This is a genomic window from Marinovum sp. E3 (genome assembly GCF_055755275.1).
The window spans coordinates 1,852,721-1,875,148 of record NZ_CM146908.1 but is presented as its reverse complement, the minus strand read 5'-3'; the positions used below and the strand labels follow the sequence as shown (position 1 = coordinate 1,875,148).

Below are 22,428 nucleotides of genomic sequence, written 5' to 3'. Positions count from 1 at the left end.
ATTACGAAGAACGGGAGAGGATTGGACTATGAAAAAGTTATTACTTTCCGCGGGTGTCATTGCGGGTCTTGCCGGATCGGCGCTGGCGCAGGGTGCCGCACCGGGGCTGAGCCCTGACCCGGACTATCCGCTGTACGTGGAAGCCAACGGCATTCAATACTGGTGCCGCGACACCTTGACGACGCTGCCGGACGGCACACCAGCCCGGCTGTGCCGCAGGCTGAGTTCCTTCCAGACCAACGGCGGCGCGGCGCTGCCGGCGACCGTGGGCATCGCGCTGCTCGGGCTGGCCTTGCTCGGCGACGAAAGCGGGTCGAGCTCCGGCACCGACTGACAAAACGCAACAGCCCCCGAAACATGCCATCGCCCGGCCGAGACCGGGCGATGGCCTTGTGCTTACGCGGTGGCCGTGGCCGATTTCCGGCCCAGCGCCGCATCGGCCGACCATTGGCCGGCGCCGACCAGCGCCAGCGCCAGATAGCCGCCGCCAAGCGCCAGGTTCTTCATGAAGATGGTCATCTGCATCTGGTCCGCCGGGGCAAAGTGATAGAGTACGCCGGTCGCCACCGAGAACAGGCCCAGCGCCAGCGCCGCCAGCCGGGTCTGAAAGCCGACCAGAAGCGCCAGGCCGCCGAGGATCTCCAGGACGATCACCGGCCAGGCGAGAAAGCCGGGCAGGCCGCCCGAGGCCACGTAGCTGGCAAAGCCCTGAACATCGCCCAGCTTGCCGATGCCCGCCAGAATGAACATTGCCGAGAGCAGGATACGCGCGACCAGCAGGCCGGCATTTTGAAGAGTGTGGGTCATGTGAAGTGTCCTTCCGAGTTTCTGTCGGAAGGACTATTCGATCTGTGCATCCACGATCAATTCAGGCAAACCACACAAGTCTTGTGCGAATTTGCAAGGCGCCTCAGCTCTCGGCCTCACCCTCGTCTTCGGCCTGTTCGGCGATCCAGGCCACGCTGACCACTTCCTCGCCCTTGCCGGTGTTGAACACTCGCACGCCACCGGCGCTGCGCGACCGGAAGGAGATGCCATCGACCGGCACCCGGATCGATTGCCCGCGCGAGGTGGCAAGCATGATCTGATCGTCCAGTTCCACCGGGAAAGAGGCCACCAGAGGCCCGCCGCGCATCGCCTTGTCCATCGCCGCCACGCCCTGGCCGCCACGGCCGCGCACCGGATAGTCATGCGACGACGACAGCTTGCCGGTGCCCTTGGCGGTGATTGTCAGGATCAGGTTCTCGGCCGCCGACATCTCGGCATAGCGCTCGGGCGAGAGCGCGCCGGGGGCGGCGGCCTCTTCGTCGGTCTCCGGGTCATCGGTGATCCCCGCCATCAGGCGACGCTGCTTCAGATAGGCGGCGCGTTCCTCCGCCTCGGCCTCGAAGTGGCGGATCACCGACATCGAGACGACCTTGTCGCCATTGTTGAGCCGGATGCCCCGCACCCCCACCGAATTGCGCGAATTGAACACCCGCACATCGGTGGTCGGAAAGCGGATGGCGCGGCCGGAATCGGTGACCAGCATGACGTCGTCGTCCTCGGAACAGATCCGGGCATTGATCAACGACATGCCTTCGTTCTCGTCCTCGAACTTCATCGCGATCTTGCCGTTCGACTTCACGTTGGTGAAATCCGACAGCCGATTGCGCCGCACGGTGCCTTTGTCGGTGGCAAAGACGATTTGCAGATCGTCCCATTCGCCCTCGTCGCGATCGACCGGCATGATCGCCGCGATCGACACGCCGGTCGGGATCGGCAGGATGTTGACGATCGCCTTGCCCTTGGAGGTGCGCCCGCCCAGCGGCAACCGCCAGGTCTTGAGCTTGTAGGCCATGCCGTCGGTGGTAAAGAACAGAAGCTGCGTATGGGTATTGGCGACAAACAGCGTGGTCACCACGTCGTCATCCTTGAGCGCACCGCCCGACAGCCCCTTGCCGCCGCGCTTCTGCGAGCGGAAATCGGCCAGCGGCGTGCGCTTGATATAGCCGCCCTGGGTGACGGTGACGACCATGTCCTCGCGTTCGATCAGGTCCTCGTCGTCCATGTCACCGGCCCAGTCGGTGATCTCGGTGCGGCGCGGCACGGCAAATTGCTCTTTCACCTCGGTCAGTTCGTCCGAGATGATCGTCATGATCCGCTCGCGCGAGGACAGGATATCGAGGTAATCCTTGATCTTCGCCGCCAGTTCTTCGAGCTCGTCGGTGATCTCCTTGACGCCCAGCTGGGTCAGCCGTTGCAGCCGCAGCTCGAGAATGGCGCGGGCCTGCGCCTCGGAGAGGTTGTAGCTGCCGTCCTCGTTGATCGTATGGGTCGGATCGTCGATCAGCTTGATATAGGCGGCGATCTCCTGCGCCGGCCAGCGCCGGGTCATCAGCTTCTCGCGCGCTTCCGCCGCATCGGCCGAAGCGCGGATCGTCGCCACGACCTCGTCGACATTCGACACCGCGACCGCCAGACCACAGAGGATATGGCTGCGTTCGCGCGCCTTGCGCAGCAGATAGGCGGTGCGCCGCGCCACCACATCCTCGCGGAAATCGAGGAAGGAGGTCAGGAAGGCGCGCAGGGTCAGCTGCTCGGGCCGCCCGCCATTGAGCGCCAGCATGTTGCAGCCGAAATAGGTCTGCATCGGGGTGAAGCGGAACAGCTGGTTCAGCACCACCTCCGCCGTGGCATCGCGCTTCAGCTCGATTACAACCCGCACGCCGTTGCGGTCGCTTTCGTCCTGCACATGGGCGATGCCCTCGATGCGCTTTTCACGGGCGGCCTCGGCAATCTTTTCGATCATCGCCGCCTTGTTCACCTGATAGGGCACCTCGTCGACGACGATGGCATAACGGTCCTTGCGCAGCTCCTCGACGCGGGTCTTGGCGCGCACGATGACGCTGCCCCGACCTTCGAGATAGGCCTTGCGCGCGCCCGAGCGGCCGAGGATCAGCCCGCCGGTGGGGAAATCCGGGCCGGGGATATAATGGATCAGCTGTTCCGAGGTCAGATCGGCATCCTCGATCAACGCCAGGCAGGCGTCGATCACCTCGCCGAGGTTATGCGGCGGGATATTGGTCGCCATGCCGACGGCAATGCCGCCGGCGCCATTGACCAGCATGTTGGGAAAGCGCGCCGGCAGCACGCTGGGCTCGCGGTCCTTGCCGTCGTAATTGTCCTGGAAATCGACGGTTTCCTTGTCGATATCGGCCAGCAGATACGACGAGGGCTTGTCCATCCGCACCTCGGTGTAACGCATGGCCGCGGCATTGTCGCCATCCATCGAGCCGAAGTTGCCCTGACCGTCCAGAAGCGGCAGCGACATCGAGAAATCCTGCGCCATGCGTACCAGCGCGTCATAGATCGCGCTGTCTCCATGCGGGTGGTATTTCCCCATGACGTCGCCCACAGGGCGGGCCGACTTGCGATAGGGTTTGTCATGGCTGTTGCCGGTTTCATGCATCGCATAAAGAATGCGCCGATGCACCGGTTTCAGCCCGTCGCGCAGATCCGGGATCGCGCGGGACACGATGACCGACATCGCATAGTCGAGATAGGCCGACTGCATCTCGTCCGTGATCGAGACCGTGGGGCCGTGATGCTCGGGCCGGTCCGGTTTTTGTTCATCGTTCTCAGGGGGTTGGGGCGTGTCGCTCACGTCGTCTTCACCGCTTTTTGTCGGTTTCTATATATAGTTGAGGCAAACTATATCAGAGACAGGATATGGGGTGCAATCCTTGGATTCCGTCGATTTGGCAGCCATCACGTCAGGTGGCTAACAGATTGTATTTGTTGATTTTCAACAGATTTCTGGCACGATTCCCGCACAGCAAAAAAAGACGAGGTGCAAGATGCAGATGTCGGAGACCGAAATGATGCTGCGCGGCTACGGGCTGACCACGGCGGAATTCTTCTATCACATGCCGGATTACACCCATGTGCTCAACAGCTATATCTGGCAGGAATATGACACCGCGCCGGATCACCCCAAGCTCTTCCGCTTCATCGAGTTCTGGCAGGACGAGATCGAGGGCCCGCTGCATTCGGTGCGCTTTTCGCACCGCAAGATGCTGGCCTCCGGCGAATGGCAGAACCTGGTCGGCGAATTCACCTATCACTGACCGCTGTGGCCCTTGGACCCCCGGTCGCAACCAGATCGCCCTGATCTTCCTCTTGCCGAAAATACCCTCGGGGGAGTCGCCCGGGGCGACGGGGGCAGCGCCCCCAGCCCGGCCTGCGCATCAACGCCTCGTCGTCAGGGAATGATCCGGGTGTATTTCACGCCCTCCAGCGTCGCGCCGACGCGCAGCCCGGCCTGGCCAAAGACCACGGCAATGATCGGCGCAAGCGAGGTGGTGGTCTCGGCGCTCAGATTGCCGCCGCTGTCGGGGATGGCATAGGTCGCGCCGGCGCCGGCGGCAAAACCGGGCGACCGGCGGAAATTCTGCAAGGCCTCGTCGGTCATGAAGAACAGCACATGCGCATATTGTTGCGCGCCGATCTGCAATCCGGTCGAGAGCTTGGTCATGGCATAGTAATCCACCGTCGCGCCGTTGATGCGCATGGCGCCGCGGCCATAGCCGCCGCCCAGGCCCAGGCCGGCCTCGGTCACCAGCGGCATGATCAACATGCCGACGGATTTCTCGGCCACTTCGCGGGTGGCGGGAAAATCCGAATAGAGCTGCGCCAAGGTGCTGTCGACACGGGCGTCGATCGTGGCCGGGCCGCGCGACCCGACGCCGTTGCCGCAAGCGGCCAGCGTGGTTGCGGCAAGGCCGGAAAACACAAAGGATCGTCGGGGAAGCTGGGTCATCTTGGGTCTCTGCTCGCATTGCCTTGGGGGCCGGTCTTGTCGCCGGTCGCGCGCAGTATAGGCGCTTTGGCCCGGGGTGTCACGCCGCGAAAACCCGGCGCCGGGATTGTGGCAAAGCCGCGCCGGCGCGGGAGCGGCTCAGCCGTTGAGAAGCCGCGCCGCCGCCGGCGCGAAATAGGTCAGCACCCCGTCGCATCCGGCGCGTTTGAAGCCCATCAGGCTCTCCATCATCGCCTGTTCGCCGTCGATCCAGCCGTTTTGCGCGGCGCCCTGGATCATCGCGTATTCCCCCGAGACCTGGTAGGCATAGGTCGGCGCGCCGAAGCGGTCTTTCACCCGGCGGCAGATGTCGAGATAGGGCATCCCCGGCTTGATCATCACCATGTCGGCGCCCTCGCTCAGATCGCGGTCCACCAGCCGCAGCGCCTCGTCGGAATTGGCCGGGTCCATCTGATAGGTCTTCTTGTCACCCTTGAGCGCGCCGGAGGCGCCCACCGCATCGCGGAACGGGCCGTAAAAGGCACTGGCATATTTCGCCGAATAGCTGAGCAGGGCCACGTTGGGAAAGCCGCCGGCTTCCAGGGCGCCACGGATCGCGCCGATGCGGCCATCCATCATGTCCGACGGGCCGATGATGTCGGCCCCGGCCTCGGCCTGGCTCAGCGCCTGTTTCACCAGCGCGCCGACGGTGGCGTCGTTTACCACCTCGCCATCGACCACAAAGCCGTCGTGGCCGTTGATGTTGTAGGGGTCGAGCGCCACATCGGTCATCACCACCATTTCCGGCACCGCCGCCTTGATCGCCCGCGTGGCGCGGTTCGACAGGTTCTCGGGGTTCCAGGCCTCGGCGCAATCCTCGGTCTTGAGGCTCGGGTCGGTATAGGGAAAGAGGCAGATCGCCGGAATGCCCAGGGCATGGGCCTCGCGCGCCGCCTGCGCCACCAGGTCGACCGAGCGCCGCACCACGCCGGGCATCGAGGGCACTGGCTCTTCGATCCCCTCGCCATCGCGCAGGAAGATCGGCCAGATGAAATCGCCGGGCGTCAGGGTGTTTTCGCGCACCAGATCACGCAGCGCGGCGGATTTGCGGGTGCGGCGGAAGCGGGCGTCGGGAAAGGGGGCGAGGGGCATGGCGTTCTCCGAAATTCTCTCCCGTACCTGCCAAGCCTGTTGCGCCAAGTCCAGCCCGAAGCGCACCCGCAGGCCGCCGCGGCGGCGGCCTCTGGGCAATGCCCGGAGCTTGCGGTAAGGAGGCCCGAGATGCCTCAGGGGAACACGCGGTGACCGATCTGCAACTCGTCATTCTTGAACATATCGACATGCGGTCCTTCTCGAATCTCTGGTTCTGGATCGCGCTGGCGGTGATGTGGTCGACGGCGAGTCACTGGGTGATCGGCGTGCCGTTCGACATGGTCACCCACGCCCGCAAGTACGGCGGCCAGGCGCAGGGCGATCTCGAGGAACTGGTGCGGATCAACACCTCGCGGCTGCTCTATATCGGCCGGGTGGCGGGCATTTGGCTGCTGGGCCTGATCTGCTTTCTGCTCAGCGGGCTGGCGGTGCTGGGCTTTTTCTACTGGGTCGAATTCGCCCAGGCGGTCTTTTTGCTGCTCTTTCCGATGAGCCTCGTCGGCCTTCTCAGCCTTTCGACCTCGCGCCGGATCAATGACATGGGCCTGCATGGCGAGGCGCTGCAACGCCGGCTGATCCGCCACCGGTTCTATGTCCAGGTGATCGGCGTGCTGTCGATCTTTGTCACCGCCATGTGGGGCATGTACCAGAATTTCTCGGTTCAGGTTCTGGGACTCTGAGCCGCGCCATTGACCCGATCCTTCCGCTGCCGCAAGTGAGACGCCATGCCAGACCTTCAGACCCGCATCATCGGTGGCGCGCCGGAAGGCTTTGACGCCCGGTTGATCCTCGACGAGGCCGCCAGAAGCGGCGGCCCGGTGCTGCATGTCGCCCGCGATGACAAGCGGCTGGCGGCGATGCAGGCGGCGCTCGGCTTCTTTGCGCCAGAGATGCCGGTGCTGACCTTTCCGGCCTGGGATTGCCTGCCGTATGACCGGGTCTCGCCCCATGCCGATATCTCGGCCGCGCGGATGGCGACGCTGGCCGGGCTGGTACATGGCATGCCGCAGCAATTCGTGCTGCTGACCACCCTGTCGGCGGCGACGCAGAAGATCCCGGCCCGCGAGGTTTTGCGCGAGGCGGCCTTTACCGCCCGGGTCGGCCACCGGATCGACGAAAAGGCGCTGCGCGCCTTCCTGGTGCGGATGGGCTTCGTTCAGGCGCCGACGGTGATGGAGCCTGGCGATTACGCGGTGCGCGGCGGCATCATCGACATCTATCCGCCCGGAGAAGGCGGCCCGGTACGGCTCGACCTCTTTGGCGATACGCTGGACGGCGCACGCCGCTTCGACCCGGTCAGCCAGCGCACCACCGAAAAGCTCGACATGGTCGAGCTGGCGCCGGTCTCCGAGGTCATCCTCGACGAGGCGGCGATCACCCGCTTCCGGCAGAATTACCGCATCGAATTCGGCGCCGCCGGTTCCGACGATCCGCTGTACGAGGCGATCAGCGCCGGCCGCAAGCACCAGGGCGCCGAGCACTGGCTGGGCTTTTTTCACGAGCGGCTCGAGACGCTGTTCGACTATCTGCCCGAGGCCACCATCACCCAGGACGATCAGGTCACCCCCTCGCGGCTGGCCCGCTGGGAGATGATCGAGGATCAATACGAGACCCGCAAGATCGCGATGGCGAGCAAATCGCGGATGGACACGGTCTACAAACCCGCGCCCCCCGAGACGCTGTATCTCGACGATGCCGCCTGGCAGGCCGCCACCTCCGGCCGCCGGGTGTTGCAGTTCCATCCGCTGGCCCAGGCCTCGGGCCCCGGCGTCTCGGATGCCGGTGGCCGTATCGGGCGCAATTTCGCGCCCGAGCGGCAGCAGGAAAACATTAGCCTTTTCGGCGCATTGGCGGATCATATAAAGGCAAAACTTGAGCTTGGTCCGGTGGTGGTCGCCTCCTATTCCGAGGGCGCGCGCGAGCGGCTTTCCGGCCTGATCGAGGATGAGGGGCTGGCCGAGACGATCTTGGTCAAGGATGCCCGCAGCATCGGCCGGCACGGGCTGCATCTAGCAGTCTGGGCGCTGGAGCACGGGTTTGAAGGGCCTTGGGGCGGCGGCAAGACGGGGGGAGAAGCCCGGATCACCGTCGTGTCCGAGCAGGATGTGCTGGGCGACAGGCTGATCCGTGCACCGAAGAAAAAGCGCCGGGCCGAGAACTTCCTGACCGAAACGCAATCGCTCAGCCCCGGCGATCTGGTGGTGCATGTCGATCACGGCATCGGCCGCTATCTCGGGCTCGAGGTGATCACCGCCGCCGGCGCCGCGCATGAATGCCTGGCGCTGGAATATGCCGAGGCCTCCAAGCTCTATCTGCCGGTTGAAAACATCGAGCTTTTGTCGAAATACGGCCATGAGGCCGGTCTGCTCGACAAGCTGGGCGGCGGCGCCTGGCAGGCCAAGAAGGCCAAGCTCAAGGAACGCATCCGCGAGATGGCCGACCGGCTGATCCGCGTCGCGGCCGAGCGTGCGCTGCGCAAGGCGCCGGTGATGGACCCGCCGCATGGCGCCTACGAGGATTTCTCGGCGCGCTTCCCCTACGAGGAGACCGACGACCAGCTGCGCGCCATTTCCGACGTGATGGACGACATGCATTCCGGCCAGCCGATGGACCGGCTGATCTGCGGCGACGTGGGCTTTGGCAAAACCGAGGTGGCGATGCGCGCCGCTTTCGTGGCCGCCATGTCGGGCATGCAAGTGGCGGTGATCGCGCCGACGACGCTGCTGGCACGGCAGCATTACAAGAGCTTTGCCGAGCGCTTCCGTGGCTTCCCGGTCAATGTCCGGCCGCTGTCGCGCTTCGTCTCGGCGCGCGATGCGGCGCTCACCCGCGAGGGCATTTCCAAAGGCACGGCGGATATCGTCATCGGCACCCATGCGCTTTTGGCCAAGGGCATCCGGTTTCAGAACCTCGGGCTGCTGATCATCGACGAAGAGCAGCATTTCGGCGTCTCGCACAAGGAGCGGCTGAAGCAGCTGCGCACCGATATCCACGTGCTGACCCTGACCGCGACGCCGATCCCGCGCACCCTGCAATTGTCGCTCTCCGGCGTACGCGATCTCTCGATCATCGGCACGCCGCCGGTCGACCGGCTGGCGATCCGCACCTATGTCAGCGAGTTCGACGCGGTGACCATCCGCGAGGCGCTCTTGCGTGAACATTATCGCGGCGGCCAGAGCTTCTATGTGGTGCCGCGGGTCAGCGATCTGGGCGAGATCGAGCAGTTTCTCAAGGATCAGGTGCCCGAGGTCTCTTACGTGGTGGCGCATGGGCAGATGCCGGCAGGCGAGCTCGACGACAAGATGAACGCCTTTTATGACGGCAAATACGACGTGCTGCTGGCGACGACGATTGTCGAAAGTGGTCTCGATATCCCGACCGCCAACACCATGGTGGTGCACCGTGCGGACATGTTCGGCCTGTCGCAACTCTATCAGATCCGTGGCCGGGTAGGGCGGTCGAAGACACGGGCCTATGCCTATCTGACGACAAAACCCCGTGCCAGGCTGACCGCCACCGCCGAAAAGCGACTGCGGGTGCTGGGCTCGCTCGATACCCTAGGTGCCGGCTTTACCCTGGCGTCACAGGATCTCGATATTCGCGGCGCCGGCAACCTTCTGGGCGAGGAGCAATCGGGACAGATGCGCGACGTGGGCTACGAGCTGTATCAGTCGATGCTGGAGGAGGCGATTGCCAAGATCCGTGCGGGCGAAATGGAGGGGCTGACCGAGGCCGACGATCAATGGGCACCGCAGATCAACCTCGGCGTTCCGGTGCTGATCCCCGAGGACTATGTGCCCGATCTCGATGTGCGGCTGGGGCTGTACCGCCGGCTGTCCGAGCTGACGACGAAGGTCGAGCTGGAGGGGTTTGCCGCCGAGCTGATCGACCGTTTCGGCAAGCTGCCGAAGGAGGTCAACACCCTGCTGCTGGTGGTGCGGATCAAGGCGATGTGCAAACGCGCCGGCATTGCCAAGCTCGACGGCGGGCCCAAGGGCGCGACGATCCAGTTCCACAACGACAAGTTCGCCTCGCCGCAGGGTTTGGTGGAATTCATCAAGGATCAGAAGGGGCTGGCCAAGGTGAAGGACAACAAGATCGTCGTCCGCCGCGACTGGAAAAGTGACGCCGACAAGATCAAGGGCGCCTTTGCCATCGCCCGCGATCTGGCCGAGAAGGTCGTGGCGGAGAAGAAAAAGAAGAAGGCCAGGGCATGAGGTGAGCCGGTCGCCGGGCGGCGCCCGGCGCCGGGTGGTGTGCGATGCGAGATCGCCGGCAGTCGGGCTGTGGTGCGTGGCTCGGCGCGGTGGATCCTACCTGGCGCTGGCGTGGCCGTCGCCCCGAAGCCGTTGATCGACGTCACCGCCATGATCCGGGACCGCCAACCCTTCAATGCTTGAACACGATTGCCGGATCGCCTCCGGAACCGAGAGGATTGGGGCCGATGCAGAAGAAGAGAGGAATGCAGGTTTCTGTTGCCAGGTACCTGCGAACCCCGCCTAAAGCTGCTAGGCCCTAGGACTTAAGATTTCGGTAGATCCGACTGCTTACGCAGCCATTGCCACCGGAGCTTTGTTGTCGTTTGCAACTAGCTTAGTTGTACCGATAACGGTGGTAACTCACCGGGACAAAGCTAACCCCTTTAGACGTTCGTCGATCCTGTTTCGGCCCCATGATCCCCAAACGAAGGATGGTTGGTGGAGCCGCCGGGTACCGCCCCCGGGTCCGATCCGCTTATTACGAGCGCGTTTATGTCCATAGTCCCGAAGGACAAGGCTGAATATAGGGCGCACGGGCCGGGATGTTAAGGGGGCGCGGGCGCCGATCAGACAGGTTTTTTCGCCAGCGGCGCGGCGCCGCGCTGGCTTCGGTAGATGGTATAAAGCCCGCTTGCCACGATCACCGCGCTGCCCGCCCAGGTCATCAGGTCGGGTCGTTCGCCAAAGACCGCAATGCCGAGGATCATGGCAAAGAGCAGCCGGGTGTAGCGGAAGGGCACGGTGATCGAGACTTCGCCGACCCGCATCGCCGCGGTCAGGCTGGTATAGGCCAGCACGCCGACCGCCACCGCAAGCCCAAGCTCGACCGACGCCCGTGGCCCCGGCAGCGGCCCGGGGCCGGTCACCGCGATCATGATCAGACCGGCGATCACCAGCATCAGGAAACCGTAGACCCCGAGCTGCACATTCGACATCGACGGCGGGCTGGCCCGCGTCGCCAGATCACGCCCGGCAAAGCCCAGCATGCCCAGCACCGCAAAGATGCTGGTGGCGGCAAAGGCCTCGGTCCCCGGCCGCAGGATCATCAGCACGCCGACAAAGCCCAGGGCGATCGCCAGCCAGCGGCGCCAGCCGACCACCTCGCCAAAGAACACCACCGCGCCAAGCGCCACCACCAGCGGCGTCGCCTGGAGGATGGCCGACACCAGCGACAACGGGGCGAGGGCGAAGGCCAGGGTATAAAACAGCCGCCCCAGCACCTCGGACGTAGACCGCAGCAACAGCGGGCGGGTGACAATCGCCGGGTGAAACAGCCGCTGGCCGCGCAGGCGCGCCCAGATCAGAAAGACGCTCATCCCGCCCAGTCCGAAGGCGCTAAGCGCCAGCCCGACGCTGATCTCCTGCATGGCGGATTTCAGAAACATGTCCTCGACCGCGAAGAGCGCCATCGAGACCGTCATCAGCAAGGGGCCGCTTCGCAACATCGGGCAGGATCCGGGTATGGGTGACAGGACTGTGCCCCCTATCGCGCGCCGATCGCCGGGTGACAAGCGCAGAGGGGGAAGGGCCGCCTGGTCGGGGCGCAAAAGCGGGGCCTGCCCGACGGAAAACCCCGGCTCCGCCGAAAGAGGCGGAACCGGGGTCTGTCACACCGGTGAGGTCGTTCAGGCGGGCTCAGGCCGCCTTGTCAGCGGCCAGTCTGGCGCGGATCGCCGCCGGAACCAGACGCGGGGTGGAAATCCGCGGCCTGTCCATTTCGGCGATGGTGCGTTCTTCGCCGTACAGCGCCACATATTCCGAGTAATTGTGGAAATGGCAGCGACCGATATAATCGATGTAGGTCTCGGCCGGGGTGCCCTCGGCCAGGATCTCTTCGTGGTTTTCGGTCTCGATGTGATAGACGGTGTAGAATTCGCCCATCTCCTCGGCCGAGGCCCAGTCGATACTGGCACCATTGACCAGCGCGCCCGCGTTGATCAGCAGCCCGTCCACCACCAGCGCGTGATCGGCGGTCAGCCGCAGGTCACGCTTGGGCAAACCATCGCCAAGCGCCCCGGCGCTGACACGGACCGGGCGGAGGCGTTCCGGCGGGCGGAAGGCAGTATAGACGCGCTGCACGCCGATCCACCTGATGGCGATGGCCTCGCCCGCGGCGGTCAGGATCTCGTCGCCGATTTTCAGCTCCTCGACCCGGGTTTCACCCTCGGGGGTGGCGATATGGGTGCCGGTGAGGAAGCATTCGGTGGTAGACGCAGTCGTCGCCGAGCTGAGATCGGCCGGCAAATTCGCAGCGGTGAAAAAACCAGTCGGGGTCACGAGGAAAAGCGCCGGATCTGCCAACGTGCCGGCATTTTCGTCGGAGAAGATCGGGTAAAGGGTGCCGCCGATATCAATGGAACCCACATAGGTTCCCAACCCGTCGCCAAAGAGGTTTCCGGTTCCGTCGTTGACGATCTCGCCGGCTGTGAATTCTGCATCTAGAAGGTTGTCGGCAATTGTCTCATTGTCAAAATTTGCAGCGTTGAGATTGCCGTTGAAGTAAAAGTGTACGTCACCGGTATATGTGGCCATGTTGAATTCCTTTTTCTAAGTCTACTAGTGAAACATCGTTACCTAAACGTTAAGCGATCCGCAGCTTTCGGTCGAGCAATATCCGACGTGGACAATCCGAAACGCGATTGCTCGCCCAAGGACAAAGTAAATATTCACATTATTGCTGTAACTCTTTACCATTCCCGAGGAATTGGGCCTACAGGGGAGCCGCATGACCATCGATATTGCCGCCGCCGCGCCGGAAGATTTCGATTCCCTTATAGGCGATATCTTCGCGGTCGATTCGCGTCCCGATCCGGTGCGCCTTGTGCTCGACAACGTGAAGCGTTTCGAGGGGTCGTCGATCCGCGACAACGAGGTCGAGATCGACGGACGCATCCTGCCGCCGCGCCAGGCCTTCGCCCTGACCTTTGAGGGGCCGCGCGAGCCGCAGCTCGACAGCCAGATGTTCGAAATCCGCCATCCGCAGCTTGGCGTATTGAGGCTCTTTCTCTCGCCGTTCCGGCAAGACCGGACCTGCATGCTGTATGAGGCGGTCTTCAACTGAGCCACGGTCAGACCTCCCGCGGGCCAAGCTGAGGCCGCCATTCCAGCGCCAGATGATGCCCGACCACGCCGGTCTGCACGAAGCCGTGGCGCAGGTAGAGCCGCTGCGCCGGATTGAGCCGCTCGACCTTGAGCCGGACCGGCACCTTGCCGCCATGGGCCTCGTTCAGCAGGCTGCGCAGGATGTCCGTGCCAATGCCGCGCCCTTGGTACTGCGGGAGCAACGAGAACTCGATGATGTAAAGCACGTCGTCCTGCCGGTCGAGATAGAGCCGGCCGATATCCACGCCATCGAGCGTGATGATATGGCGGTTGGCCTTGGGAAAGCTGCGCTGATAGCTCAGATCCTGCGCCTCGAATTGCTGTTTCAGGAAACGCGCCTTTTCCGCCTCTTCCCAAGCCACCAATTCGAATTCCCAAGCGCGCGTTGTCGCATGGAGATATTCCAGAAAGGGACGGTCGGTGTCGTGGATGAGGCGGAATGCCACCTGTCCGCGGGGACGGTCGAGCATGTTGAAGTCCGGTTGGTTTGGGCCGGGGCGTGCTCTACGCCCCGTACGGTGGATCAGTTGAGGACGATCTCGATCACGTCCGAGCCGTCGCGCTTGCGGGTCGGTCCGGCCATCAGCCGGGCAGCGCCGATGCGCGGCGCCGAGACCCGATAGGTCTGGCTGCCGGCCTCGACCATTGGCGCCTTGTCGTGCCCGTCGAAGACCGCGATGACGCCGCTGCTGCGCGGCAGGTCGGCGGGGCGATGCGGTCCGCTGTCTATCGGCTCCACCGCCACCAGTTTCAGCACGGCGGATCGGCCATCCTCGGTCTGAAACCGGAAACGGCGACCGATATGAGCCTTCAATTCGGCCGAACCGGAGCTGAGCCAGTTGAACGGACCGGCGGCCGGCGCGGACTCTGTCGTTGTCAACAGGCCGGTGGCGGCGCTGGCGCCGGTCGCGGGCAAGGCGGCGACAACCGCGGCCCCGGCGACCTGGGTGGCCACAAAGCCGCGTCGGCTGATATCTGTGTCCGAACTCATGTGTGTTCTCCTGCGGGCATACCTGTGGAACGCATCAGTTGCGCGACGGGAAAAGCCCGACCAGGGCGATCTGATAGTTCATCACAAGAAAGGGCTGCATGTTGTTGATCGCCTGGTTTCCGCCGTTGTTGTTCACCACGATGGTTTCAGACGCCATTGTCCGGTTCGGCGCCGCGTTTGGCGCGATATAGATATTGGACAGACCCAGCATGTTGTCCTGTGGATTGGACTGGTCGGGTGCGCCCAGCTCGGCATGCAGGCTTGCGGTGTGGTTGTGGCTGGGCATCTGGTTGACGGTCAGAGTATTGGTCTCGCTGCCGCCCCTTTGCCCGATCCGCCGGTCGCTCAGACCGGCACCCCGGCCAAAGTGCATGGCCATTCGGCCGCGCAGATCCGGCAGGGCAAAGGTCGTGCGGCCATCGCCGCCATAGATCGTTCCGAGCAGTGAAAACAGCGCAGTGTTCTGAGAGATCGGCAGCAGCTGACCATCGCAAAGCGCATAGCCGCGGGCCGCGAAGTTCCAGCCCACCAGCTTGACCTCTCCAAGAAATGGTTCCGACATGAAAAATCCTCTCAATAGCGACGAAGCGTAGCGACATGCAGGCCGCCGTTTCGGTTAAAGATTTGGCGGGCATTGAAAAATTGTGCACCTCGACCCGCGAACAGAGTGCCGCTGAAACGCCAATCGGTCAAGAGATAAGAAAAGATGAATGTGAGCGGGCTCACGCTGCTTTATGGTTGTGAAGAAAGGGGAAATATACCGGCCTGCGGAGCTGAGACATGGCGCGGGGCGGCCGATCCGCGATGGCGCCCCGTCAGGCCAGTGGCCGGATCTTGAGCCGGGTCACGCGGTTGTCCTTGCGCCCGGTCACCTCGAAGCGAAAGCCGTGAAACGAAAACACCTGGCCCACCGCCGGAATGATCTGGGCCTCGTGGATGACCAGCCCGGCGACGGTATTGGCAGCCTCGTCGGGCAGGTTCCAGTCGGTGGCGCGGTTGAGGTCGCGGATCGTCATCGCGCCGTCGACATGGTAGTGGCCATCCTCGCCGCGACGCACCGAATGTTCGGCATCGGGGTCGAATTCGTCGGTGATCTCGCCGACGATCTCTTCGAGAATGTCCTCGAGCGTGATCAACCCCTCGAGCGAGCCATATTCATCGACCACCAGCGCAAAATGGGTGCGGCGGCGCAGGAACTGCCGCATCTGATCGTCGAGCGAGGTGGTGTCGGGCACGAAATAGGGCTTCATCGCGATCGAGGTGATGTCAAAGGCTTCGAGCACGCCGGTCTGGTCCTCGCTGCCATCCACCAGCTTGTTCATGGCGCGCAGAAGGTCCTTGGCGTGGATCACGCCGATGATGTTCTCGGGGTCGTTCTTGAACACCGGCAACCGGGTGTGCCGGCTCTCCAGGCATTGCGTCAGGATCTCGCGCGGCGGGGTGTCGGCGTCGATCATCTCGATGCCGGAGCGGTGCAGCATGATCTCTTCCACCGTGCGCTCTGAAAGATCGAGTGCGCCCAGGATGCGGTCGCGGTCTTCCTTTTCCACCACGCCTTCGGAATGGCCCAGATGCAGCGCGCCGGCAATTTCCTCGCGCACGGCAAGGATATGGCTGTCGGGGTCGGTCTTGACGCCGAACAGGCTGAGAATGCCGCGCACCAGGATGCGCACGGCGCCGACCACCGGGGCGAAGACGCGGATCACAAGGGCGATCGGCGCGGCGACGAAGGCTGCGGCGCGTTCGGCATTGGTGATGGCAAAGGTCTTGGGCAGCACCTCGGCAAAGATCAGCACCAGCAGCGTCATGATCAGCGTGGCCAGCGCCACGCCGCTTTCGCCGAACAGCCGGGTGAACAGCGCCGTGGCCAGCGAGGTGGCCAGGATATTGACCAGGTTGTTGCCCAGCAGCACCGAACCGATCAGCCGCTCGTTGTCTTCGGTGATCGTCAGCGCCCGGTCGGCACCGCGGTTGCCCTTGTCGGCCTGTGCCCGCAGCTTGCCGCGCGAGGCGGCGGTGAGCGCGGTTTCCGAGCCGGAGAAGAAGCCGGAGAGGACAAGGAGCAGCAGGATGGCCGCAGAGGTGATCCAGAAGGCGCCGTCAAGCAGGCTGGGCGAGGGGTCCATTACGTCTGACTTTCATTTGAACTGCGCCGGGTTATGCGGCGGAACGGGCCGGTGATCAAGGCGATGACAGGGTGGGTGGGTGATCTCACTCGCGCGCCAGCGGATGATGCTCCAGCACCAGTTCGCGCAGGCGCTCTTCCAGCACATGCGTGTAGATCTCGGTGGTGGCGACATCGGCATGGCCCAGAAGCGTCTGGATCGCCCGCAGATCGGCGCCGTTCTGCAACAGATGGGTGGCAAAGGCATGGCGCAGGGTATGCGGGGTGACATCCGCGGGCGTCAGGCCAGCATCGACGGCCAGCGCCTTGATAAGGTTGAAGAACCAATGCCGCGTCAGATGGCCGGCCTTGCCGCGCGAGGGAAAGAGGAAGGGCGAGGCGGGCTTGCCCTTGAGCCGCGCCTCCTCCTCGGCGGCATCGCGGATCGCCAGCCAGGCGGTCAGCGCCTCGCGCGCCGGCGGTGACAGCGGCACCATGCGTTCCTTGCCGCCCTTGCCGCGCACCAGGATCAGCCGCGGATCGCCGCGCACCGCCGCCACCGGCAGCGAGACAAGCTCGGTCACCCGAAGGCCGGTGGCATAAAGCACCTGCATCAGGCAGAGGTTGCGGGCGCGGTCGGCGGCCGTGCGGCCATGGCGCTCGGCGGCCTGCAACAACTGCTCGACATCATCCACCGACAGCGTCTTGGGCAGGCGCTTCTCCTTGCCGGGCCCGGCGATCTGGATCGCCGGGTTGTCCATCCGCCAGCCTTCCTCGAAGCCGAAGCGATAAAGCTGCTTGATCGCGGAGAGCCGGCGCGCCCGGGTCGCGCGGGCCAGCCCCTGCGCCTCGCAATGCACCAGATAGTTTTCGATGTCGGCGCGCGCGGCGGTCTCGAAGCTCCGGTCCTTGGCGGCGAGCCAGTCGGCGACATCGCGCAGGTCGCGGCCATAAGCCAGAAGCGTATTGTGCGCGGCCCCAAGCTCGGCGGCTTGGGCTTCGAGAAAGGCGGATATATGGGCGTCGTCCATCGGTGTCAGCCCTCGGCGGTCAGCAGCAGCGACTGAAGCGCGGCGCGCCGGGCGGTGTCCTCGAGTCCGACGGCGCGGAAGGTGGCCAGCGCCTCGGAGAGCGCCGCGTCATCGCCGAGATGGCCCTGATAGGCCAGCGACATGGCGCGCAGGATCACCTCGCCCAGACGCCCGCCGTTGAGCAGCGCCTGAAGATGCGGTGGCGGCGGATTGACGAAGCCCTCGGCAATGGCACGGGCGTGGGGGTCGGGGGCGGTGGCCGCTTCCGGCGTGCCCTGGGCCAGCGCCACGGCGAATTCCTGGCTCAGGCCGCGCGGCTCGAGCCGTCGTGACAGACGTTCGTATTCGGGCGAGAGCAGCGCCGCCTGCATTTGCAGGCTGGCCCCTGTGCCGGCGAGGTCGACCTCGGCCAGCCGGGCGCCATAGGCCTTGGCAAAGGCCGTCGACAGCCCGACTTCGGCCATCACCGTCCAGACCTGGCGCAGCGCATTGTCGATCTCTTCGGGATCGCCGCCGTCCAACGCCCGCTCGAAGCGTTGCACGGCCGCCGCCCGGTCCCAGACCCCGCCCGAGGCCGAGGGCTGGTTGGCGACATAGAAGGCGAACAGCCGCTGTTCGGAGATCGCGCCGGCGCGGACCAGACGTTCCGCCGCCTCGATCTGCGCCTTCCAGCCGCTGTCGCCGGGCAGGTCGGCATTGGCGAAGGCGCGCGGCAGGGTATGCGTCGGCACCGGTTCGCCAAGCGCCTCGTACAGGCGGTATTCCAGCGGGCTCATGCGCAGCGAGGGCGGCGGTACGGCAAGCTCTCCGGCCAGTTCGGGATCGAGAAAGCCGAGCAGGAGGTTGACCTTTGTCGCGGGGATGTCGCCCAGGGCCTCGGCCGTGGTCAGCGTGGTCAGCGCCAGATCCCAATTGCCGGTCTGGGCCAGGCAATAGACCCGGTAATCGGTGCCGGGGGCGAGATTCGGCTGCCCGGCGAGCACTTCGCAGGCAGCGACGCCGGGCCCGGCCAGCAACGACAGGTCAAGCACCCGGGCAAACAGCGCCGGATCCGATTTGGCATCGGTCAGCGCAAGCAGCTCGGCCGCCTGGGCAATCGCCCCCATGGCGATCAGCCGATCGATCCGGGCCAGCAGAAAGCCGCCGTCGGCCGGCTCGGGCGGCAGCGCCTCGGCCAGCAGCAGCGCAAAAAGCAGCGATTGCATCGCCGGCTGGCCATCGACGTTCTGCGCGATCAGCAGATCGGCAAGCTGCGCGGTGTCGCTGGCCTGCCAGAGCGTCTGCGGAAAGCCGGTGACATGCGGCGGCAGGAGGCCCACCGCATCGACGCTGGGCGCATCCAGCGGCCGAACGCTGACCTCGGGGCGGCTGGCGTCCCGTGTGACCGGCGGCTCCTGCTTTTGCGGTGCCAGCGCCGCGGCATCGGGCACCAGCCCGAAATCGGTGTCTTCCTGCGGCTGCTGGTCGAGCCAGTCGATCGCCGACAGCGGATCCTGCGCGGCCAGCGGCGCGGCCATCGCGACATGCAGCAGCACGGCAAGAAAAGCGCCGTCAGCCCGCATCAAGCACCACCGGTTTGCGAATCTCTTCGGCGGGCGGCGAAAAATCGGCGCCGAAAAACGGCCCGATGTAGGCATAGCCCACAAGCGCGATCCCTGCCAGAACCGCCAGATAAAAGAGGTATTTGATCAATCGGCCCATCGGGTGCTGCCTCTGCCTTGCTCTTCATCATACCCGCATTGGGGTGGTTTTTTTCCTCTTATATCTGGCCTTTTTTGCAAGTTCACGTCATTCACGTCCAAGATACAAACTTTTGAGCAGTTGAGACCGAAATCGGCAAGATCATGCAGTGGCAGGTGAAGAAGACCATAGTGATGGTCGGCATGATGGGGGCCGGCAAGACGGCCGTCGGCCGGGCCCTGGCGCAAAAGCTGGGTGTGTCCTTCCTCGACTCCGATGCCGAGATCGTCGAGGCGGCGCATATGAGCATTGCCGAGATCTTTGCCCGCGACGGCGAGCCGTTCTTTCGTGCCCGCGAGACCGAGGTGATCGGCCGGCTGCTGGAAACCGAGCGCTGCGTGCTCTCGACCGGCGGCGGCGCTTTCCTGTCGGGCACCAACCGCGAGATGATCGCCGACAAGGGCGTGGCGGTCTGGCTTGATGCCGATCTCGACCTGCTGTGGAGCCGGGTCCGGCACAAGGACACCCGGCCGTTGCTGCGCACCGCCGATCCCTTCGCGACGCTGAAAACGCTATTTGACAAGCGGGTGCCGGAATATGCCAAGGCCGAGGTGCATGTGACGGCCGATAAATCCTATTCGATCGACCAGATGGCGCGCCGGGTGATCGAAGAGCTCGAGGCGCGCCCCGACGTGTTGGAGAAGCTGTGATGCGCGAAACGGTCCATGTGCCCCTTGGCGACCGCGCCTATGACATCCGTATCGGCGGCGGGCTGCTGGCCCGCGCCGGCGAAGAGTTCCTGCCGTTCCTGGCGCGGCCCCGGGTGGCGGTGCTGACCGACGAGAACGTCGCGGCGGCGCATCTCGAAGCGCTGCGCGCCGGGCTTGCCGCCGAAGGCGTCGAGATGGTGGCGTTGGCGCTGCCTCCGGGCGAGGGCACCAAGGCCTGGCCACAGTTTTCCCGCGCGGTGGAATGGCTGCTCGATCAGAAGATCGAGCGCCGCGATGTGGTGGTGGCGCTCGGCGGCGGGGTGATCGGCGATCTCGCCGGCTTTGCCGCGGCCGTGCTGCGGCGGGGGGTGCGGTTCATCCAGGTGCCGACATCGCTGCTGGCGCAGGTCGACAGTTCGGTCGGCGGCAAGACCGGGATCAATGCGCCGCAGGGCAAAAACCTGATCGGCGCATTTCACCAACCGTCGTTGGTGCTGGCCGACACCGATGTGCTGCACAGCCTGCCGGAGCGCGATTTCCTCGCCGGTTATGGCGAGGTGGTGAAATACGGGCTGCTCGGCGATCCGCATTTCTTCGACTGGCTGGAAGTGAACGGCCCGGCTCTGGCGACCGGCGACGAGAGCGCGCGGATCCACGCCGTGCGCCGCTCTTGCGAGATGAAGGCCGAGATCGTGGTGCGCGACGAAACCGAGCAGGGTGATCGGGCGCTTTTGAACCTCGGGCATACCTTTTGCCATGCGCTCGAGGCGGCGACCGGCTATTCCGACCGGCTGTTGCACGGCGAGGGCGTGGCGGTGGGCTGCGCGCTGGCCTTCGAGCTGTCGTCGCGGCTGGGGCTCTGTGCGCAGGAAGACCCGAGCCGGGTGCGGGCGCATATCAAGGCGATGGGGATGAAATGCGACCTCAAGGATATCCCTGGCGACCTGCCCTCGGCCGAGGCGCTGCTCGACCTGATGGGGCAGGACAAAAAGGTGGTGGACGGCGAGCTGCGGTTCATTCTGGCGCGCGGCATCGGCGAGGCCTTCGTGGCCACGGACGTACCCGGCGATGCGGTGCTCTCCGTACTGCGGGATGGATTGGCGGACCGCTGAGGGGACCGTTTCCCCGGGGCGATTTCTGCACCGTCTCCCTCGGGTCAGGCCCGAGGATGACGCCCTGAAAACACGCTGCCCAGGCCCTACCGCGAAATTCCGCCCAACGTCGTCGCCAGATCGCCATACCCGGTCAACCGGCGCTCGAAGGCCAGACCCAGCCGTTCCGCACAGGCGCGGGCCTTTTCGGTCAGCACCGGATCGTCGGTCTGGGCCTGATACACCAGCTTGTCGTAATTGCCGAAATACATGTTCAGCAGCTCGGGGTGGCGGTCGAGGCCCAGGGGCTGCCAGACAAAGGCGTCGAACTGGCGCACCAGGAAATCGGTCAGGTAGAAGGCGGTGAATTCTTCGCGTTCGGCAAAGGCGGCATTGCCCTCGAAGAAGCTGTAGCAATGCGGGCCGGGCACCATCTCGACCCCCATCTCCTCGCAGGCCGCCTGCAACTGGCCGCCGGTGCCGCAATCGGCATAGACCACGAAAAGCCGGTCATACTGCGCCCGGTGTTTGGCGACGGCGGCGCGCACCGCATCGGTGATCTTGTCCGGCGTGTTGTGCAGCTTGGCGGGCAGGCAGGCGAGATCGAGATGATCCCAGCCGTTGACCGCCTTCAGATCGAGGATCTCGCGCGCCAGGGCGCCGCAGGCGATCAGCAGGATGCGGCCCTGACCGCGGGGCGCGAGGCCGGCCTCGGTCAGGGTCGTGTCATTGAGCGGCCGCGCGGTCACCCGGCCATCTGGTTGTGACGGCGCGAGACCAGCGACTTGGCGGTTTCCACCGCGACAGCGGCATCGCGGCAATAGGCATCGGCGCCGATCGCCTTGCCGAACTCCTCGTTCAGCGGCGCGCCGCCGACCAGAACGATGTAATCGTCGCGGATGCCCATTTCGACCATCGTGTCGATCACCACCTTCATGTAGGGCATCGTCGTGGTCAGCAGGGCCGACATGCCGAGGATGTCGGCGCCCTCGGCCTTGGCCGCCTCGATGTAGCTTTCGACCGGGTTGTTGATGCCCAGATCGACCACCTCGAAGCCGGCGCCCTCCATCATCATCGATACAAGGTTCTTGCCGATGTCGTGGATGTCACCCTTGACCGTGCCGATCACCATCTTGCCCATGCGCGGCGCGCCGGTCTCGGCCAGCAGCGGCTTGAGGATGGCCATGCCGCCCTTCATCGCATTGGCGGCCAGAAGTACCTCTGGCACAAAGAGAATCCCGTCGCGAAAGTCCTTGCCGACAATCGTCATGCCACCGACCAGAGCCGTGGTCAGCACCTCGTAAGGCTGCCAGCCGCGCTCCAGCAGGATGTTCACGCCTTCCTCGATCTCTTCCTTGAGACCGTCGTAAAGATCGTCATGCATCTGCTGGACAAGTTCTTCGTCGTCCAGTTCGGAAAGGATGATGTCGTCTTCTTCGTCAGACATTGCGTGATTCCCTTGCTTGGGCATATGGGCCCGGTTTTTTCCAGCTATGGCCAGATTGCCGCAGGCCAAGTTGGCGGATTG

At 64.5% G+C, this 22,428-nt stretch carries 22 protein-coding genes and 1 other RNA gene; 7 read left to right on the top strand and 16 right to left on the bottom strand.

Annotation, left to right across the window (positions count from 1 at the left end; all coding sequences use genetic code 11):
• Window positions 1–28 precede the first annotated feature (28 nt).
• Window positions 29–334: a hypothetical protein gene (locus tag AC0J5K_RS09220; RefSeq protein WP_274565418.1), complete on the top strand. Its 306-nt coding sequence runs from the start codon at window positions 29–31 to the stop codon at window positions 332–334.
• A 62-nt stretch (window positions 335–396) separates the two neighbouring features.
• On the opposite strand, the gene AC0J5K_RS09215 is transcribed toward AC0J5K_RS09220, so the two are convergent.
• On the bottom strand, window positions 397–807 hold the full coding sequence (locus AC0J5K_RS09215) for a DoxX family protein (protein ID WP_274565419.1): 411 nt from the start codon (window positions 805–807) through the stop codon (window positions 397–399).
• Window positions 808–910: 103 nt separating this feature from the next.
• Complete coding sequence (gene gyrA, locus AC0J5K_RS09210) at window positions 911–3,646, bottom strand: DNA gyrase subunit A (protein ID WP_048531475.1); 2,736 nt, start codon at window positions 3,644–3,646, stop codon at window positions 911–913.
• A gap of 193 nt (window positions 3,647–3,839) precedes the next feature.
• Between gyrA and AC0J5K_RS09205 the strand changes: the two genes are divergently transcribed.
• A complete protein-coding gene (locus AC0J5K_RS09205; protein ID WP_048531477.1) occupies window positions 3,840–4,109 on the top strand; it encodes an usg protein in 270 nt (89 codons plus the stop codon).
• Window positions 4,110–4,243: 134 nt separating this feature from the next.
• Here the strand turns inward: AC0J5K_RS09205 and AC0J5K_RS09200 are convergent, their stop codons facing one another.
• Together AC0J5K_RS09200 and hemB are read right to left on the bottom strand one after the other, a co-directional pair.
• A complete protein-coding gene (locus AC0J5K_RS09200) occupies window positions 4,244–4,801 on the bottom strand; it encodes a lipid-binding SYLF domain-containing protein (RefSeq protein ID WP_048531479.1) in 558 nt (185 codons plus the stop codon).
• Between the two features lie 138 nt (window positions 4,802–4,939).
• The gene (gene hemB, locus AC0J5K_RS09195; RefSeq protein WP_074835546.1) at window positions 4,940–5,932 is read right to left on the bottom strand and encodes a porphobilinogen synthase; all 993 of its coding nucleotides are present in this window, start codon (window positions 5,930–5,932) and stop codon (window positions 4,940–4,942) included.
• A 188-nt stretch (window positions 5,933–6,120) separates the two neighbouring features.
• Here hemB and AC0J5K_RS09190 point away from each other — a divergent pair, with 188 nt between their 5' ends.
• Window positions 6,121–6,612 (top strand): component of SufBCD complex, encoded by a 492-nt coding sequence (locus tag AC0J5K_RS09190; RefSeq protein ID WP_139211247.1) that lies wholly within the window; start codon window positions 6,121–6,123, stop codon window positions 6,610–6,612.
• Window positions 6,613–6,657: 45 nt separating this feature from the next.
• Entirely contained in the window at window positions 6,658–10,149 is a 3,492-nt protein-coding gene (gene mfd / locus AC0J5K_RS09185) for a transcription-repair coupling factor (protein ID WP_074835549.1), read from the top strand.
• A gap of 244 nt (window positions 10,150–10,393) precedes the next feature.
• Here the strand turns inward: mfd and ssrA are convergent.
• The 3 genes from ssrA to AC0J5K_RS09170 all read right to left on the bottom strand — a co-directional run bounded on the left by ssrA (window position 10,394) and on the right by AC0J5K_RS09170 (window position 12,723).
• Window positions 10,394–10,744, bottom strand: a transfer-messenger RNA (tmRNA) gene (gene ssrA / locus AC0J5K_RS09180).
• A 13-nt stretch (window positions 10,745–10,757) separates the two neighbouring features.
• Entirely contained in the window at window positions 10,758–11,636 is an 879-nt protein-coding gene (locus AC0J5K_RS09175) for a DMT family transporter (protein WP_274565420.1), read from the bottom strand.
• Between the two features lie 190 nt (window positions 11,637–11,826).
• Window positions 11,827–12,723 carry a Hint domain-containing protein gene (locus tag AC0J5K_RS09170; protein WP_274565421.1) on the bottom strand — a complete coding sequence of 299 codons (897 nt, stop codon included), beginning with the start codon at window positions 12,721–12,723 and terminating at the stop codon, window positions 11,827–11,829.
• 193 nt (window positions 12,724–12,916) lie between these two features.
• Here AC0J5K_RS09170 and AC0J5K_RS09165 point away from each other — a divergent pair, with 193 nt between their 5' ends.
• Window positions 12,917–13,252, top strand: a complete 336-nt coding sequence (locus AC0J5K_RS09165; protein WP_048531487.1) for a DUF6916 family protein — start codon at window positions 12,917–12,919, stop codon at window positions 13,250–13,252.
• A gap of 7 nt (window positions 13,253–13,259) precedes the next feature.
• Here AC0J5K_RS09165 and AC0J5K_RS09160 read toward each other — a convergent pair whose 3' ends face one another.
• The 7 genes from AC0J5K_RS09160 to AC0J5K_RS09130 all read right to left on the bottom strand — a co-directional run bounded on the left by AC0J5K_RS09160 (window position 13,260) and on the right by AC0J5K_RS09130 (window position 19,120).
• On the bottom strand, window positions 13,260–13,763 hold the full coding sequence (locus AC0J5K_RS09160) for a GNAT family N-acetyltransferase (RefSeq protein WP_274565422.1): 504 nt from the start codon (window positions 13,761–13,763) through the stop codon (window positions 13,260–13,262).
• A 53-nt stretch (window positions 13,764–13,816) separates the two neighbouring features.
• Window positions 13,817–14,284: a hypothetical protein gene (locus tag AC0J5K_RS09155; protein WP_274565423.1), complete on the bottom strand. Its 468-nt coding sequence runs from the start codon at window positions 14,282–14,284 to the stop codon at window positions 13,817–13,819.
• A gap of 34 nt (window positions 14,285–14,318) precedes the next feature.
• Complete coding sequence (locus AC0J5K_RS09150; RefSeq protein ID WP_274565424.1) at window positions 14,319–14,846, bottom strand: phage tail protein; 528 nt, start codon at window positions 14,844–14,846, stop codon at window positions 14,319–14,321.
• A 253-nt stretch (window positions 14,847–15,099) separates the two neighbouring features.
• Window positions 15,100–16,410, bottom strand: coding sequence for an HlyC/CorC family transporter (locus AC0J5K_RS09145; protein ID WP_048531494.1), 1,311 nt, complete (start codon window positions 16,408–16,410; stop codon window positions 15,100–15,102).
• Between the two features lie 85 nt (window positions 16,411–16,495).
• Complete coding sequence (locus AC0J5K_RS09140) at window positions 16,496–17,419, bottom strand: site-specific tyrosine recombinase XerD (protein WP_048531496.1); 924 nt, start codon at window positions 17,417–17,419, stop codon at window positions 16,496–16,498.
• Window positions 17,420–17,424: 5 nt separating this feature from the next.
• Complete coding sequence (locus AC0J5K_RS09135; RefSeq protein WP_274565425.1) at window positions 17,425–18,981, bottom strand: hypothetical protein; 1,557 nt, start codon at window positions 18,979–18,981, stop codon at window positions 17,425–17,427.
• The gene (locus AC0J5K_RS09130) at window positions 18,971–19,120 is read right to left on the bottom strand and encodes a hypothetical protein (RefSeq protein WP_170850513.1); all 150 of its coding nucleotides are present in this window, start codon (window positions 19,118–19,120) and stop codon (window positions 18,971–18,973) included. The genes AC0J5K_RS09135 and AC0J5K_RS09130 overlap by 11 nt, the downstream gene beginning before the upstream one ends.
• Window positions 19,121–19,263: 143 nt before the next feature.
• Between AC0J5K_RS09130 and AC0J5K_RS09125 the strand changes: the two genes are divergently transcribed.
• Together AC0J5K_RS09125 and aroB are read left to right on the top strand one after the other, a co-directional pair.
• Window positions 19,264–19,809, top strand: coding sequence for a shikimate kinase (locus AC0J5K_RS09125; RefSeq protein ID WP_048531500.1), 546 nt, complete (start codon window positions 19,264–19,266; stop codon window positions 19,807–19,809).
• Window positions 19,809–20,921: a 3-dehydroquinate synthase gene (gene aroB, locus AC0J5K_RS09120; protein WP_074835560.1), complete on the top strand. Its 1,113-nt coding sequence runs from the start codon at window positions 19,809–19,811 to the stop codon at window positions 20,919–20,921. The genes AC0J5K_RS09125 and aroB overlap by 1 nt, the downstream gene beginning before the upstream one ends.
• Before the next feature lie 86 nt (window positions 20,922–21,007).
• Here aroB and AC0J5K_RS09115 read toward each other — a convergent pair whose 3' ends face one another.
• Window positions 21,008–21,649, bottom strand: coding sequence for a DUF1638 domain-containing protein (locus AC0J5K_RS09115; RefSeq protein WP_074835562.1), 642 nt, complete (start codon window positions 21,647–21,649; stop codon window positions 21,008–21,010).
• Complete coding sequence (locus tag AC0J5K_RS09110; protein WP_048531506.1) at window positions 21,646–22,347, bottom strand: corrinoid protein; 702 nt, start codon at window positions 22,345–22,347, stop codon at window positions 21,646–21,648. The genes AC0J5K_RS09115 and AC0J5K_RS09110 overlap by 4 nt, the downstream gene beginning before the upstream one ends.
• Window positions 22,348–22,428 lie beyond the last annotated feature (81 nt).